At 47.2% G+C, this 15,806-nt stretch carries 12 protein-coding genes; 6 read left to right on the top strand and 6 right to left on the bottom strand.

The window, feature by feature from the left end; translation table 11 throughout:
- Positions 1 to 142: 142 nt before the first annotated feature.
- Positions 143 to 838 carry a hypothetical protein gene (locus DF182_RS09680; protein ID WP_113615430.1) on the top strand — a complete coding sequence of 232 codons (696 nt, stop codon included), beginning with the start codon at positions 143 to 145 and terminating at the stop codon, positions 836 to 838.
- Here the strand turns inward: DF182_RS09680 and DF182_RS09675 are convergent, their stop codons facing one another.
- From DF182_RS09675 to DF182_RS09660, 4 genes are all read right to left on the bottom strand, one after another.
- Positions 839 to 2,176 (bottom strand): Gfo/Idh/MocA family protein, encoded by a 1,338-nt coding sequence (locus tag DF182_RS09675; protein WP_113615429.1) that lies wholly within the window; start codon positions 2,174 to 2,176, stop codon positions 839 to 841.
- A gap of 361 nt (positions 2,177 to 2,537) precedes the next feature.
- Positions 2,538 to 4,310: a DUF885 domain-containing protein gene (locus tag DF182_RS09670; RefSeq protein ID WP_113615428.1), complete on the bottom strand. Its 1,773-nt coding sequence runs from the start codon at positions 4,308 to 4,310 to the stop codon at positions 2,538 to 2,540.
- Between the two features lie 126 nt (positions 4,311 to 4,436).
- A complete protein-coding gene (locus DF182_RS09665; RefSeq protein WP_113615427.1) occupies positions 4,437 to 5,804 on the bottom strand; it encodes a 3-keto-disaccharide hydrolase in 1,368 nt (455 codons plus the stop codon).
- A gap of 216 nt (positions 5,805 to 6,020) precedes the next feature.
- Positions 6,021 to 6,383 (bottom strand): DUF1801 domain-containing protein, encoded by a 363-nt coding sequence (locus DF182_RS09660; RefSeq protein WP_113615426.1) that lies wholly within the window; start codon positions 6,381 to 6,383, stop codon positions 6,021 to 6,023.
- A gap of 279 nt (positions 6,384 to 6,662) precedes the next feature.
- Between DF182_RS09660 and DF182_RS09655 the strand changes: the two genes are divergently transcribed.
- The 5 genes from DF182_RS09655 to scpB all read left to right on the top strand — a co-directional run bounded on the left by DF182_RS09655 (position 6,663) and on the right by scpB (position 14,213).
- Positions 6,663 to 9,668, top strand: coding sequence for a SusC/RagA family TonB-linked outer membrane protein (locus DF182_RS09655; RefSeq protein WP_113615425.1), 3,006 nt, complete (start codon positions 6,663 to 6,665; stop codon positions 9,666 to 9,668).
- 24 nt (positions 9,669 to 9,692) lie between these two features.
- Positions 9,693 to 11,312, top strand: coding sequence for a RagB/SusD family nutrient uptake outer membrane protein (locus DF182_RS09650; protein WP_113615424.1), 1,620 nt, complete (start codon positions 9,693 to 9,695; stop codon positions 11,310 to 11,312).
- A gap of 98 nt (positions 11,313 to 11,410) precedes the next feature.
- Entirely contained in the window at positions 11,411 to 11,992 is a 582-nt protein-coding gene (locus DF182_RS09645; RefSeq protein WP_113615423.1) for a DJ-1/PfpI family protein, read from the top strand.
- Between the two features lie 166 nt (positions 11,993 to 12,158).
- On the top strand, positions 12,159 to 13,043 hold the full coding sequence (gene atpG, locus DF182_RS09640) for an ATP synthase F1 subunit gamma (protein WP_113615422.1): 885 nt from the start codon (positions 12,159 to 12,161) through the stop codon (positions 13,041 to 13,043).
- Positions 13,044 to 13,148: 105 nt separating this feature from the next.
- Complete coding sequence (gene scpB / locus DF182_RS09635) at positions 13,149 to 14,213, top strand: SMC-Scp complex subunit ScpB (protein WP_113615421.1); 1,065 nt, start codon at positions 13,149 to 13,151, stop codon at positions 14,211 to 14,213.
- 45 nt (positions 14,214 to 14,258) lie between these two features.
- On the opposite strand, the gene DF182_RS09630 is transcribed toward scpB, so the two are convergent.
- Complete coding sequence (locus tag DF182_RS09630; protein ID WP_113615420.1) at positions 14,259 to 15,047, bottom strand: SDR family oxidoreductase; 789 nt, start codon at positions 15,045 to 15,047, stop codon at positions 14,259 to 14,261.
- Between the two features lie 38 nt (positions 15,048 to 15,085).
- Entirely contained in the window at positions 15,086 to 15,700 is a 615-nt protein-coding gene (locus DF182_RS09625) for a 3-keto-disaccharide hydrolase (RefSeq protein ID WP_113616832.1), read from the bottom strand.
- Positions 15,701 to 15,806 lie beyond the last annotated feature (106 nt).

The following is a 15,806-nucleotide window of genomic DNA, read 5'->3' as shown; positions in this document are numbered from 1 at the left end:
AATAGGGGCAGGAAATTAATAATGGTGATAACTATAAGTTATGGGAGATAACAATATATTATATTTATTGCTAGTCTATAAAGCTAATGAAGTGAATATTCGTTATTTTCATATCGCTAACGAATAGCAGTTAAATTGTCATATGATAAAGAAAGTGGATTTTCCCAATGCTGATTATACCTTGCAATGGATGTACCGGGACCATAACCAGCATATCTACGAAGATTACAATACCATAGGCGTTCCGAGTGAACAGGTTTTTGAGGATATTCACCGTATACTGGAAGTGCTGCATGGGGCGCAGTTATTGATTCCCACCAATCTGAACAAGTCAAAGAAGTTCGAGTTTTCTAGTATGGACATTGATCATATTGTGTCTGAAATCCGGCAGTGGGTGCGGTCTCGGGTGATCAAGCAGAAGTTGGGCATATACGGTTATGGAATCGTAAAGTTGCCGAATGGTGAAGATGTGATTCAAAAAGACCTGGTACAGGTAGCAGAGTTGCGCCTGACAGAGAGGAGTTTTAAGATATCGACTGCTAAAACCATCTGGGTGCCGGTAGTGCAGGATGAATCGGAGCATTACAACTGGCAGATAGGGTTGGCGGAGCTGAATGCTCCCCGGCTGGAAAACTGTCTGGCAGCCGTATTTCATAAGTTGAAGCTGGAAGTGGTGCCTGGCCTGGAAGAGGAAGACCGGTCCAAACCGATCTGGCAGAAGGGCTTCAAGCTATACCCTTCCCGGGATGCGATTGAAAGTGCTTATATAGAAGATCCGCCTCCGCCCAGTTTCGATATTGCAAAATACCTGCTTCCCAAAACGGAGGCGAATCACTAATTATATTTTAGGAGCCCAGCCTTTTTCATATTCTCTTTCCCACAGTTTCATGGCTTCCTTATCGTTGAGGATGCGGCCATTAGCGGGGTCGGTATGCAGTATGCGGCCGGTACGCTGAGCGATGTTGCCGAGCAGGCACAGGAGTGTACTGCGGTAACCGATATTGATTTCTGAATTGAGCGTCGCTTTTCCGCGGATGCTTTCCAGGAAGTTATTGATATGCACGGCATCATAAAATTCTCCTGCCGGGCTTACGGTGTTGGTCACGCTCTGGTCAGGATTAGCGGCTTGTTTCACCTCTTTCACCACTTTGTTTTTATTGTCTACTATTTTGTAGCTGTCGCCGCCGGAGTTGTAAAGGCTGCCGTTTTCACCGAAGATGGCGAATCCGCGGCCACTGCCTTCCAGTGTGAAAGGATCGCAGCTGCGGCCTTCCCAGGTGATGGCTTTGTTGCCTTCAAATTCGAAATTGAGGGTTTGTGTATCTGGTGTTTCCCAGTCATCTTTCGGGTGGGCATAACGGCCACCGGCGGAAGTAACTTTAGTAGGGAATTCCAGGTCCATAAACCAGCGCAGGCAGTCGAGTTCGTGGGTAGCGTTGTTACAGGTTTCGGAGGTGCCCCAGTGCCAGCGCCAATGCCAGTTGTAGTGTACGATATTGTCCAGGTAGTCTCTGCGGGGTGCAGGACCTTGCCAGAGATCCCAGTCGAGCGTACCAGGCACAGGAATTTTTTTACCGATACCGATAGGTTGGCGGTCGTTGACATACCAGCCGCGCCCATAATGTACTTTACCAATGATACCTTGTTCCTTTACTTCTTTGATGGCTTGTTGCAGGTTGGGCCAGGAGCGGCGCTGGTTGCCCATTTGCACCAGGCGGTTGTATTTTTTTGCAGCGGCAACCAGCAGCTCACCTTCATGCGGATTATGGGCACATGGTTTTTCCACATACACGTGTTTGCCGGCAGCGGTGGCCATAATGGCGGCTGGGGCGTGCCAGTGGTCAGGTGCCGCCACGATGAGTGCATCAAAATCTTTCTGTTCCAGCAGTTTGCGGATATCCTTTATAACGGTCGGTTTCCGTTCCTGGGCACCGGCAACGGCTTTCAGCCCCTTTTGAATGGCGCCGTCTTCTACATCACAGATATAGCCTATTTCAGCGCCCGGCAGTTTGGCTGCTACCTGTGCCAGCCAGTTCCCGCGGGAGTTAACACCCATGACGCCCAGCACCAGCTTGTTGCTGGGTGCGTTTTTCCCAAATACCGGGAAATTGAGAATAGTTAGCCCCGCTCCTATACCAGCCAGGGAACCGGTTTTTATAAAGTCTCTTCTTTTCATAACGGATCTCTCCAGTTGAATAAAATGTTTTTAGCAATCGGTTGCAGAGTGAAAAATAACAAGAAAATTTTATGGTTTGTGTAAAATTTTGATGAAGGGAACATCAGGAAGGAAAATGTGGATAAAAGATGGATACTGAAGAAAATACTATGGAAATAAAATACTGTTTATATAAATACTAAGGAAATAAAACCGGCTTATACATATCAATGCTTAAGCCGGCTGATCATGCACTGTAACCATATGAAGCCCGGGGAATTTAATCCTGAATAATGCTACAAACCGGACATTAAAAAACCGGGCTGCACTACGCAGCCCGGTTTTAACCAGTTTTTTCAGTAGCAACTGCTTGAAAATCTTATCATTTAGATCCGTAAAATCTCGCCATTTTTTCTTCGAGCACGGACAACGGTATACAACCATCTTTCAACAGCTCGTCGTGGAAAGCAGGCAGACTGAATTTATCACCAAGGGCTTTGGTGTATTTCTCCCGCAACTCTCTGATTTTAATCTCACCGATCTTATAGGACAGGGCTTGTGCCGGGATGGCCATGTAGCGTTCTATTTCGGCGGTGGCTTCGTGTTCGGATACCGGTTCGTTGTCCATCATGTATTTGATAGCTTGCTCACGGGTCCAGCCTTTGCGGTGTATACCAACGTCAACGACTAAACGAATGGCGCGGTGTATTTCGTCGGTAAGGCGTCCGAAGTACATATAAGGATCGGTGTACAAGCCCAGTTCTTTACCGAGGCTTTCGCAGTAGAGGGCGTAACCTTCACCGAAAGCGCCCACCCAGGCGAAGCGGCGGAACTGAGGCAGGGAGTCATTTTCCTGTTGCAGGGAGAACTGGAAATGGTGTCCTGGAATGGCCTCATGCAGGAAGAGGCATTCCATGCCTGTATAAGAGAAATCGGCCGCATTGAGGATAGGCACATAAAAAGTACCCGGACGGGAACCATCAGGGCTGCCGGGCTGATATTCTGCAGAGGCTGAAGCAGCGCGGTAGGCCTCTGTTTGTTTGATTTCAAATTTGGATTTGGGAAGATGACCATACATTTTTCTGACACCGGGCATGATTTTGTTTTCGATCGCTTTGAAAGAATCGAGTACAGCAGCGGGTGTTTTGAAGATGCGCAACTTTTTGTCGTTGCGTACAAAAGTGAAAAATGCGGACAGGTCTCCTTTGAAGCCGGTGCTGTTTTTGATGGCTTCCATCTCTCCGCGGATGCGGGCCACTTCACTTTCACCCAGCGCATAGATCTCTTCAGGTGTTTTATTGGTTGAAGTCCAGGATCTTACGAGATAGTCATAATATTTTTTGCCATCAGGGATACCATCGATACCGCTTGTTTTGCGGGCTTTGGGCAGATATTCTTCCTGCATGAATTTGTACAGCCTGCTGTAAGCCGGCAGGATAAATTTTTCGATGGCAGCATTGTATTCGCTGGCAAGCTGTTGTTTGGCGGTTGCATCCAGCGAATCAGGCAGCGTTTTGAGTGGTGCGAAGAAAACGTTGGTACTGTCTTTTTTAGACAGGTCTTGCAGCTGGGGAAGCGTTTTGATCACCAGCTTTTCCGGCAATACATAACCGGTGGCAATACCCTGGCGCATATTGGAGATAGCGGTATCTGCCCATGCAGAAAAACCTTCCATGCGGTGCATGAAGTTCTCGTAATCCTTTTTGTTTTTGAAAGGCTGGGCGGAAGCGCCGGAACCCAGCTGGGCCATGAGGATGGGCAGGCAGGTGAACTGCTGTACCGGCATCAGGTATTCATGATAAGTAAGCACTTCCCGGTTGAGCGACAGTTCCCGCTGCAACATGGCATAGGTGATACGATCATTATTAGATAAGCTGGAGGTATCTATCTTTTTAAGGGCCTCCTGGTAAGAGGCATAAAAAGAGTCGGCCCGGTGACGGTAGGGCTGGCCGATATCTACCGGCAGTTGGTCATTGTACTTGTTTTCACCGTTTAAAGTAGCCTGCACAGGCTGGAGCGCCATATTCCCTTCATAGTAACGGGCCGCAAGCTGGTGGAGGGAATCCCGCGAGGCCTGTGGACTGCTGTGACTGGCGCGCTGCTGGCAGGAAGCAGCCAACAGGCTTCCTATCAACACTAAAGAAGCGTATTTCATGTAATTCTGATTGTTTGATGATAGATTGGTAACAAATTACTTAAATCCTAAAAACAAAAAAGCATTCCGAAGAATCGGAATGCTTATTTAGAACAGTGAACAATGAAAAAAAAGATAAAAAATATTTTATTTCAATACTTTAATTCGAATATTTTTAAAGGAAACCTCATTACCATGATCCTGTAAAAGGATGTGTCCTACCGGCCAGAGACCAAAATTTTTCCAGTTTTTGTATTTGCTGATCGCCACCAGATCTTTGAAGGCTTGGGAGCCCCGCTCATATTCCAATACTTTAAAACCGTTCAGCCAGTGCTCCACGTGGTTATTTGGATACACAATAATACGACCTTTGTTCCAATCTCCAATAGGTAGTAGGGCACGTTTTTCCTGTTTTCTTGTCATGAGATCATAGAGAGACGCCAGGGTCCGGTTGCCATCGCGGCCCAGCTTGGCATCCGGGTGCTTTTCGTCGTCCAGTACCTGGTATTCCAGTCCGATGGCAGATTTACCACCCGTCTCATATGATTCATTCACGAAATATTTTACACCACTATTGGCTCCTGCAGAGAGTTTGAACATAAATTCCAGTTCAAAGGCGCCGTATTCCTTTTCTGTAACAATATCACCACCACTGCCTTCTTCATCACCATTGGAATGAGCGATGGTCAGTATGCCGTCTTTCATTTGCCAGCCGGTGGCCGGGAAATCTTTTCTATAAGCCCCTCTCCAGCCTTTGCTGGTTTTTCCGTCCCACAGTAATTGAAAGCCGTTCTTTTTCTGCTGGGCAGAGATAGTATTGTCAATATTGTTGACTACATAAATATTGTCGTAGGGAGAATACTGGGCAGCAGCTGGTTTGTCGATGATACGGATATTCTTCCAGTAGATGTGTTTGTTTTCATCAGCAGCATTTTTGCCGATACCATGTACCTGCAGGGCGATGAAACCTTTTGGCAACGCGGTGTCCACCAGGTGGGCAGTAGGTACCCCATTTACCCAGGTACGCATTTCATTGCCGCGGCATTCAATACGGTATTTATTCCAGCCCTCGTTTTTGAAGGCTTGTTGTCCGGCAGGGTTGAGTTCCAGCGGATACTGCCAGCCTCTTCTGCCTTCTTCATAAATACCTCCGCTCCATTTGCGGTCAGAAGGGTCGATCTCCATCTGGTAGCCAAATACCCGGCCATTCTGATAGTCTTCCCTGCTCTGGCTGCGGAACTGGATGCCGGAGTTAAAAGGCGCTCCCAGCTTAAATTCCAGCTCAAGAATAAAGTCGCCGTATTCCTTGTCGGTTGCCAGGAAGGAATTCGGTGTGCCCGTTACCGTAGTACCTACTATCTGACCGTCCTCAACATTATAGACGGCCTTGCCTCCCAGCTGTTTCCAGCCTTTCAGGTCTTTACCATTAAACAGTGGCTGCCACTGGTTTTTCTGCGCGAATAGGCTGCCATACATGCAAAGCAGGCTGCCGCATAATAAAATCGTTCTTTTCATAACTAAACCGGAAATGAAGCGTCAAATTAAACAATGAAAATGATTTTTACAACCGATTGCAAAAAGAAAATTTAGGTGAAAGAAAAGCTAAAATGAGCATTTATAGAAAAAAATGCCGAATTGGTTTGCCAAGGTGCTACAGAACAGGAAAAATGGGTTAAACTTATCCGGTATGGCACTGTTAAAATCCACGCTCATCAGAAACATCAGCCTTCATCACAATGCATCACCGTTACGGTATAACGCTAATACCGCTTTCATGATAGTATTAATTTTTTTCATGGGCAGGTCTTTTTCGGGATCAAGCAGCAATATCTTCATTCTGGCTCTTTTTTCTGTCAGCAGATCGGGATGATCTATACTATGTCCTTCTACGATGCCCAGGTAGGGTTGTCCATATTTTTTATGTACCCAGAGATAACAACACATTTTCCCTTTGTAACAATAAAAAGGCATTCCGTATTTCCAGTCTTCTTTGAGGTTGGGGTCCGCTTTGAGCAGATAAGCGCGCATAAATTCCAGGCAGCTTTTCAGCGGCTCCGGCTGTTTCAGGAAATAGTTGTCGATAGGTCTTAACATACTACAGATTTAATGGGTGTACTGCTGAACTACAGCATGTTGCAAAGGTATGCTTGATTAGGAATACTGCTGACTAGTCGCAGTAAAATAGCCATCTCCCTAAAAAGTAATTCGAACTAAGATACCCTGTGGTCAAAGGTTTGAAGGAAATCATCGTTACTGGTCCGAACAAATATACAACATGTGAAATGCAATCGTTTGCATATATCAGAATAATTATTATTTTGAGCGTGATAAGTTATTACCCAATTGCCACGTATTTGAAAAACTGATAACGTTATGAATAGGATTTCACGTTTATGCCTTGCAGCGTTATGTCTACTGCTATGCCATCAGCTTGCTCAGGCACAATCAACCACCCAACAGGTCGAAGGAAACGTACTCTCGACAGATAAATCCCCGCTTGTAGGGGTAACGGTAGCCGTCAAAGGCGGTACTTCCGGCACACAGACGGATGCCAACGGGCATTACAAACTACAGATTGCCAATGCCAATACCGTACTGATCTTTTCCTTTATTGGTTACTCCCGGCGTGAAGAGCCGATCAACGGGCGCCACGTCATCAGCATCACCCTGGAAGAAGACCGTAAAAAACTGGAAGAAATAGTTGTGGTTGGTTACGGCCAGCAAAAGAAAAAAGATGTCACCGGCTCTATCGCTTCTGTAGGCACCAAAGCGATTCAGGAAGTACCGGTAACCAACGCCCAGCAAGCTTTACAGGGCCGTACACCAGGGGTAGACGTTGTTAGCAACAGCGCCAAACCCGGCGATGAGCCCACCGTGCGTATCCGCGGTACCCGCTCCCTCTCCGCCGGCAACGACCCGCTCTATGTGGTAGACGGCATCCCCTACTCCGGCAGTCTCAACGACATCGGCCCCGGTACTATCCAGTCAATGGATATCCTGAAAGACGCCTCCGCCACCGCTATCTACGGCTCCAGAGGGGCCAACGGCGTAGTGCTGATCACCACTACCCGCGGTAAAGTGAGTAAACCAATCGTCTCTTATTCCGGCTCCTACGGTATCGTAAAAAATCTTGGTCAAACAGACCTCATGAATGGGGAGCAGTTCGCTGAAATGAGACGGGAAGCCAACCGCACTGTCGGTAAATACAAAGATAGCAACCGTGACTCCTCAGATAAGGTAATCTTTACCCCTATCGAATATGCCGGCATCCAGAAAGGTACCAATACCGACTGGCAGAAACTGATCCTCTCTACCGGCTACCAAACCAATCACGCCATCAGTGTTGCCGGCGGTACGGAAAAAACAAAATATGCCATCGGCCTCGGTTACTACAAAGATCAGGGCGTCCTCAAACTACAAAGCTATGAACGCTATAATATCAACATCGCACTCGATCAGATGATCGGCTCCCGCGTGAAAGTAGGGGCGTCACTGTTAGGTTCCTACAGCAACCGCAGAGGTGAAACCTACAATGGTATCAACAACGCCCTGCGTATGCTGCCTATCTCTGCACCTTATGATGATAACGGCAAACTGATCATCTTCCCCAATGGCGACAGCAACCTCCCCAATCCATTGCTGGACTATGTAGATGGTAACCGTGTGGAAAACCGCAAACGTTTCCGTCTTTTTACCAGTTTGTACGGAGAAGTGGAAATCATCGACGGACTTAAATACAGATTGAACGTAGGTCCTGATATCTCACAATACAACTATGGCCTGTTTCAGGGACGCAACAACGTAAACCTGCTGGTAGGCGGTGGTGATGCCACCGCTACCAAAAGAAGTGGTGAAACGATTGCATATACAGTTGAAAATGTCCTCACCTACAACAAAACTTTTAACCGCAAACACAATATCGGCTTTACCGGTTTGTACAGCGTGCAAAGACAAAGAGGCGACAGCTCCACCGCAGATGTGCGCGGCGTACTGGTGGAATCACAGGAATATTATAACCTGGGCGAAGCCATGAACGTAACCGGCGTAGGCAGCAGCCTCGGCTCCTGGACTATCCTGTCTTACATGGGCCGCCTCAACTATGGCTACGATGATCGCTACTTGCTCACCCTCACCATGCGTGCAGACGGATCTTCCCGCTTTGCTCCCGGAAAACAATGGGGCTACTTCCCCTCTGTAGCCGCAGCATGGAACATCTCCAATGAACAATTTCTGAAAGGCCACAGCACCATCAATAACCTGAAACTACGTGTCAGCTACGGCCGTATAGGCAATACCGGTATTGATCCATACGCTACACAGGGACAGCTCTCCCGCATCCCCTATTCATTCGGAAGCAAAGGCGTGATCGGATATACACCGCAAATGCTGCGTAATCCTAACCTCACCTGGGAAACCACCACCTCCTTTGACGTTGGCCTAGACTTCGGATTCTTCAATAATCGTTTAACCGGTACCGTAGACTATTACAAACAGAAAACCACCGACCTGCTCATGCCTTTCCTGCTACCCTACAGCAACGGCTTCAACAGTGTTTTGCAGAATGTGGGTGCTACCAGCAATACCGGCCTGGAAGTGGGTTTGTCCGGCATCGTGATAGACAACCCCAAAGGATTCAACTGGAGCATGGATGTCAATTTCTCCCTGAACAGGTCTAAAATCCTGGAACTGATGGATGGTAAACAGGCAGACATCGGCAATGGCTGGTTTGTAGGGCAACCTACCTATGTGTACTACGACTACAATAAAATCGGCATCTGGCAAACCAGTGATAAAACTGACGGTCTGGGCTACAAACCGGTACCAGGAACCATCAAAGTGGAAGATACCAATGGTGACAAAAAGATAGATGCCAGCGATCGTAAAATACTGGGTACTCCGCAACCTGACTGGACAGCCGGTACCACACAACGTTTCAGCTACAAAAACTTTGAGTTGTCTGTAGTAGCCTTTGCCCGCATCGGCGGTATGATCAGAAGTGATTTCTATCAGAATACCAATACACTTTTCGGTCGGTTCAATAACCTGAACATCAACTACTGGACACCTACCAATCCTACCAACGATTTCCCCAGGCCTAATGCCAACCAGGAGCGACCGGTCAACTACCAGTCCCTCGCTTATTTTGACGCCAGCTTCCTGAAAATAAGAAGTATTTCGTTGTCATATGCCTTGCCCGAAGCTGCTGTAAAACGTATGCAGATGCAGGATCTTCGCTTTAATGTAAGCGTAAAACAACCACTCATACTGGCGCCATATCGACAGAAATACAAAGGTGTAGATCCCGAAGATGTAAATGTGATAGGTATCGATGCACCCGCTACCTGGATGCTGCAATTTGGCGTGAATGCACGGTTTTAATTTTCTCAATCAAAAACATTCGTCATGAAAAATATATTGTGGGCCATAGCATTACTGGCAATCGCTGGCACCGGATGCAACAAAATGCTGCAGGAAGATGTCGTAACCAATACCACCGATGATTTCTATAATACCCGGAATGGTTTCAAAACGGCTGTCAATGCCAGTTACGCCGGCATGCGTATCTTCTACAGCACAGAAAGAGGGATGACACTGACCGTAGTAGGAACAGATACCTATACCAACGGTTCTGATGGTAACTTCAAATTTGCCAATCAATACACATCTCAGCTCGATGCACGCTATGATCACGTAAGAGAGTTATGGAACGGATTGTATCAGTCTATCAACAACAGTAACGTAGTGATAGATCGCGCTAATCAGGTAAAAGACCTGGACTCAGCCAGCAAAAGCCTGGGAGTGGGGGAAGCACTGTTTTGCAGAGCACATTATCACTTCATTTTATTGCAAACGTTTGGTAACATACCCTTACGGCTACACGAAAATAAGGAAATCAACACCGCTGCTACCCGGGATACAGCCAGCAAGGTATATGATGCTATTATCAGTGACCTGAAGATGGCTGCACAGTATCTTCCGGCGGTACAGAATGAGTGGGGCCGCGCTACAAAGCCGGCAGCAGAACACCTGCTGGCAAGGGTATACCTCACCCGTGCTTCTTCGCCGCAGGCACAACCCGATGATTATGCCAATGCCGACAAATATGCAGAAGGTGTTATCAAAAACTACAGCTTTAAATTGCTGGATGATCCCGGAAAAGTATGGGCACAGGGCAATGAAAATAATGTGGAAACCATCTTCGCTGCACAATACACCACTGATCCGCTCTATGCTTCACCAGACAACAATGCCTGCCGTTTTTTCCTGATGCAGTACGATGTGCTCAATGGTATGCAGCGCGACCTGGCCAATGGTACACCCTGGAAACGTTTCCGGCCCACTGCCTTCCTGCTGGATACCCTGTATAAAGACCGCGTGCATGATGTACGGTACGAGAAGTTTTTTACAACCGTATGGTTCGTCAACAAACCCGCTACCACTCCCTGGGTGATGAAGCTGGGTGATACAGCGGTATACATGCCAGGCCGTCCGGTAACGGATGCAGAGATAAAGAGCAAAAATTACCTGCTGGTATCTTCCGATAAATATACCGAACGTTTATATCCGTCCCTGAATAAGTTTAGTGATGCATTACGCCCTGATAATCAGGCTTCCGGCGTGAGGCCCTTTATTGCTTTCCGCCTGGCAGAAACCTATCTGATTGCTGCAGAAGCCCTGTACAAACTAGGCAATGCCCAGGGCGCTGCCGATATGGTAAACGCAGTAAGAATGAGAGCAGCCCGCCAGGGCAGCACGCCGGCAGAAACGCAGGTCAATCAGGACGCGATGAAAATAAAAGCCACCGATGTGGATATCGATTTTCTCCTTGATGAAAGAGGACGTGAGCTGATTGGTGAACAACTGGCCTGGTTTGACCTGAAACGTACCGGTAAACTGATCGAAAGGGTGAAGAAACATAACCCTGAAGCCGGTGCCGTAGAAGCTAAATACCTGCTGCGGCCTATCCCGCAAGACCAGATTGACCGCTCTTCCACACCGTTCCCCCAAAACCCGGGATACTAACGGTATACTAAAACAAACATAGCCCAGGACTTAAGTCCTGGGTTGTAAATCATAGTGCTTTTTTCAGTATCTTAAAGACTCAAAAAAACTAACCATATATGGCACAGAAGAAGATTTTATTACTGACGGGAGATTATGCAGAAGATTATGAAACCATGGTACCTTTTCAGATGCTGCAGATGATTGGACATGAGGTACATGCGGTATGTCCGGACAAAGCAGCCGGTGAAAAGATAAAAACAGCCATTCATGATTTTGAGGGCGACCAGACTTACAGTGAGAAACCGGGGCATGGGTTTGTGCTCAATGCTACTTTCGCGGATGTGTCCGGGGCGGATTATGATGCGCTGGTGATTGCCGGAGGAAGAGCGCCGGAGTATCTCCGTCTGAATAAGCATGTGCTGGAGCTGACCCGGCATTTCTTTACTGAAAACAAGCCAGTAGCGGCTGTTTGTCATGGTATCCAGATCCTTACCGCAGCCGATGTGGTACGGGGTAAAAAACTGACGGCCTATCCGGCGGTAGCGCCTGAAGTGACGGCTGCCGGTGGCACCTATGTCTCTGTAAATGTATATGAAGCGGTAGTAGACGGCAACCTGGTAACAGCGCCGGCATGGCCTGCTCATCCACAATGGATCGCTGCCTTTCTGCAGGTACTGGGCACTTCCATAACATTGTAATATTGATTATTTGTAATTTATTGAATAGCAATCTTTAAAAGAAAGATTGAATTATCTTTTTTACGGATTTTCAAATTATACTGTCATTGCTTACCTTTGCAGCCAAATTCAGGAATTAAACCCCTGAATGGGTCACAAGTATTAGTCATTCGTAATTGATTAAAATATGTCCGGACAGCTTAAGGAAGTTCGAAACCGAATCAAATCTATTCAATCTGGTCAGCAGATCACAAAAGCCATGAAAATGGTGAGTGCTGCGAAATTAAGACGTGCCCAGGATGCCATTTTGCTGATGCGTCCTTACGCCTTAAAGCTCCAGGAAATGTTGCAGAATATTGTTTCCAACAGTGAAGGCAATATCGACACACCTCTGGCAGCACAACGTGCGGTTGAAAAAGTACTGATCGTGGTAATCACTTCAGACAGAGGCTTGTGCGGTGCATTTAACTCCAACCTGATCAAAACTGCCAAACGTGTTATCCGCGAAAAATACCACGAGCAGTATGAGCAGGGCAAAGTAGAAATACTGCCTATCGGTAAAAAAGGATATGAGCACTTTGCACAGAACGGTTACAGAGTAAACGACAAGTTCTGGCAGATGTTCAGTAACCTGACTTTTGATCATGTGAAAGAAGCTGCTGCTGTAGGGCTGAACGGCTTTATCGACGGTACCTACGATGCAGTGGAAATCATTTACAGCGAATTCAAAAACGCTGCTACCCAGACATTTGTGTCTGAGCAGTTCCTGCCTATCGCTAAGGTGGAAAACAATGACAACAACAAATTAAAGGCTGATTTCATCTTCGAACCACAGAAAGATGTGCTGATTGCAGAGTTAATGCCTAAAATTCTGAATACCCAGTTCTTCAAAGCTATCCTGGACACACATGCTTCTGAGCACGGTGCCCGTATGACCGCGATGGATAAAGCAACAGAAAACGCTCAGGAACTGTTGCGCTCCCTGAAGATCTCTTACAACCGCGCCCGTCAGGCCGCCATCACTACCGAGCTGACCGAGATCGTAAGTGGTGCTGCTGCGCTGGCTGGTTGATAAAAGCTACGTCAACACTGAACATTTAAATATTTTCAGATTAGGGTCAAAGACTGTATTTTCGGTCTTTGACCTTTTTTTGTAAGCCATACTTCTGTTATTAACATGGAAATATCACAGCTCATCCCGCATGTGGAAGCACTTATCTTTGCGGCTGACAGGCCTTTGCCGCTGCTGGAAATAATGGATTTACTCAACAATGCGCTGGCCTTTCTCGAAGACCGCGCTACGTTAGACCAGGTAGAAGCAGCTATGGAAGCCATAAAGGAAAAATACAGCTCCGAATTTTATGCCTTTGAAGTCAGAAACAGCGGTGGTGGATACCAGTTCATGACTAAAAAAGAATATTATCAAACCGTAGCCCAGCTGAATGGTGATAAATTCCTGAAACGCCTGTCCACCGCGGCCCTGGAAACACTGGCCATTATCGCCTACCGCCAACCTGTCTCCAAAGGTGAAATTGAATATATCCGTGGTGTCAGCACCGACTATTCCATTCAAAAACTGCTGGAAAAAGAACTGATCGTGATCTCCGGCCGCAGTGAAGATCTGCCCGGAAAACCATTGCTCTACGCCGTATCCCGCTCATTCATGGACTATTTCGGCATCAACTCCGCCGCCGACCTGCCCAAACTCAGAGAGCTCTTCGAAGAAGAAATGGTACAGCCTACGCTCATCAACGACGATACCGCCACCATCGGCCGTGGAGAAATAAAGGATGAAGTAAATGACGAAGGAAATGATGAAGTACCAGGGCATTCCATGATGGTGTCTGAAAGCGGAGAGCTGCTGGATCCCGATCATGAGCTGGATAACCTGGAGGAGTCTGGAGAAACACCGGAAAGACTGCCTGCAGCGGAAGATGAAGATGCGGAACCAGACGACGAAATCATTCACTACGATACCTATCTTTCAACCGGAGAAGGAGACACCACTGCAGATGCTTCCACCCCGGAAGATGCTATTACTCCGGATGAGGAAAACGAAGCCAAGGACCCTGATGGTATGATAGAAGAAGCCATGGGCCTGCCTACAGAAGATGATGAACCTTCGGAGGAACAGGAAGAAGAAGATGAGGATGAGGATGAGGATGAGGATGAGGATGAGGATGAGGATGAGGATGAGGATAAAGGAGAAACCAGCGAAGAAGGTACAGATCAAACAAAATAAAATAGTAAAGCCTGCCATAATGCAGGCTTTTTTTATGCGCTGGAATTAATTTCCTTTCCGTGCTATCAGGTAAAAAAGTGGTGGAAAGAAACGTTTAAACCAGAGCAGTACCCGTTCTGCGCGGGCAATCAGTACCAGTTTTTTTCGTTTACGCATGGCCGTGAGGATGCGCCGGGCACATCGTTCTACCGGGATACCATGTTCCTGGCCCGGGTCCATCTTCCCGAACGGAGACCCATCAGCAGTGATGGCTGCATAGGTAATAGGTGTATGAATACGGCCGGGACATACCAGGGTCGTGTACAATTGAGGGATGGGCTGTTCTGTCTGTAGTGTCTCGAAATACCCTTGCAGGGCGTGTTTGGCGGCATTATAGCCGGAGCGCCATGGATAGCCCATCAATCCTGCCATGCTGCTGATAACGATGATCTGGCCACGTTGCTGTGTTCTAAAATAAGGCAGTAGGGCTTTGGTGAGCATCACAGGCCCGAAGAAGTTGACCTCCATTAGTTGCCGAATGGCAGACACTTGTGTATCTATCAGCTTGGAACGTTGGGTGACGCCTGCATTGTTGATCAGCACATCAATTTTCCTGAACAGTTGCCAGGCACGCTGGGCACCTTCATTAACCTGTTCTTCGTGGGTGATGTCCATCACCAGTATTTCACAATGTGGGGTGTATTGGAGGCATTCCTGTTTTACGGCCTCCAATGTATCATGGTGGCGGGCTGTCAGGATCAGCCAGGCTTTTTCCTGCGCCAATAAAAGCGCCAGTTGCCGGCCTATACCGGAACTGGCGCCTGTTATAAAGATTACCTGGTCTTTGTAGGTCATTATTTATCTGGTCGTTTTGTATCCAAATAAACAAATAATTATCCTTTCAGTGGAACCAGTTTAATATTTTTCCATCTTACCTTGATGCCTCCGCCGGAATGGATCTGCAAGGCAATCTGACCGTCGGCTGCGCCGATTTTTTCGTCTTTCAGGGTGATCATCTCATGACCATTGAGCCAGGTGGTTACCTGATCGCCGGAAACCCGGATTTTCATGGTATTCCATTCACCCATTTTCAGGTATTGTTCTTTTTCCTTTTCGGGTTTAATCAGCCATCCGCGGCCATAGGATTCGTAGATACCGCCGGTGTGCAAGTTGGGCGGCGCTACTTCGGCCTGCCAGCCGGCAATTTTGGTGCCTTCCAGGGAAGAGTGGAAAAACACACCGCTGTTGCCGTCTGCTTCCTGTTTGAACTGTACGGTCAGCTCAAAGTTCTTGTATTGTTTGTCGGTGGCCAGATAGCCGTATTCTTTATCCGGACCGCTTTCACATATCAGTTCACCTTTGTCTACATACCATTTTTCAGTACCGTGTATTTTCCAGCCATCCAGGTTTTTACCGTTGAATAATGATTGTGCTTTCTGAGCAAAAGCGCCGCTGGTACATAATATGAGGGCAGCTCCCCATACAAATTTTAAAAAAGACCGCTTCATATAGATTATTGGATTTTTGAATGAAATATAACGTGGTAGTCCGTTGTTCGCATATAAAAAAAGTCCCCCGGTTTTACCGGAGGACTCCAATATAATATCAAAATTC

Origin of the sequence: Chitinophaga flava, assembly GCF_003308995.1 — a bacterium.
In the GTDB taxonomy this organism is placed as follows: Bacteria; Bacteroidota; Bacteroidia; order Chitinophagales; family Chitinophagaceae; genus Chitinophaga; species Chitinophaga flava.
Note: the sequence above shows the minus strand (reverse complement) of the source record. Positions and strands in the feature narration are given on the sequence as shown.

Coding starts and splice junctions, on each gene's coding strand:
- DF182_RS09680 (WP_113615430.1), top strand. CDS start 143: ATGATAAAGAAAGTGGATTTTCCCAATGCTGATTATACCTTGCAATGG.
- DF182_RS09675 (WP_113615429.1), bottom strand. CDS start 2,176: ATGAAAAGAAGAGACTTTATAAAAACCGGTTCCCTGGCTGGTATAGGA.
- DF182_RS09670 (WP_113615428.1), bottom strand. CDS start 4,310: ATGAAATACGCTTCTTTAGTGTTGATAGGAAGCCTGTTGGCTGCTTCC.
- DF182_RS09665 (WP_113615427.1), bottom strand. CDS start 5,804: ATGAAAAGAACGATTTTATTATGCGGCAGCCTGCTTTGCATGTATGGC.
- DF182_RS09660 (WP_113615426.1), bottom strand. CDS start 6,383: ATGTTAAGACCTATCGACAACTATTTCCTGAAACAGCCGGAGCCGCTG.
- DF182_RS09655 (WP_113615425.1), top strand. CDS start 6,663: ATGAATAGGATTTCACGTTTATGCCTTGCAGCGTTATGTCTACTGCTA.
- DF182_RS09650 (WP_113615424.1), top strand. CDS start 9,693: ATGAAAAATATATTGTGGGCCATAGCATTACTGGCAATCGCTGGCACC.
- DF182_RS09645 (WP_113615423.1), top strand. CDS start 11,411: ATGGCACAGAAGAAGATTTTATTACTGACGGGAGATTATGCAGAAGAT.
- atpG (WP_113615422.1), top strand. CDS start 12,159: ATGTCCGGACAGCTTAAGGAAGTTCGAAACCGAATCAAATCTATTCAA.
- scpB (WP_113615421.1), top strand. CDS start 13,149: ATGGAAATATCACAGCTCATCCCGCATGTGGAAGCACTTATCTTTGCG.
- DF182_RS09630 (WP_113615420.1), bottom strand. CDS start 15,047: ATGACCTACAAAGACCAGGTAATCTTTATAACAGGCGCCAGTTCCGGT.
- DF182_RS09625 (WP_113616832.1), bottom strand. CDS start 15,700: ATGAAGCGGTCTTTTTTAAAATTTGTATGGGGAGCTGCCCTCATATTA.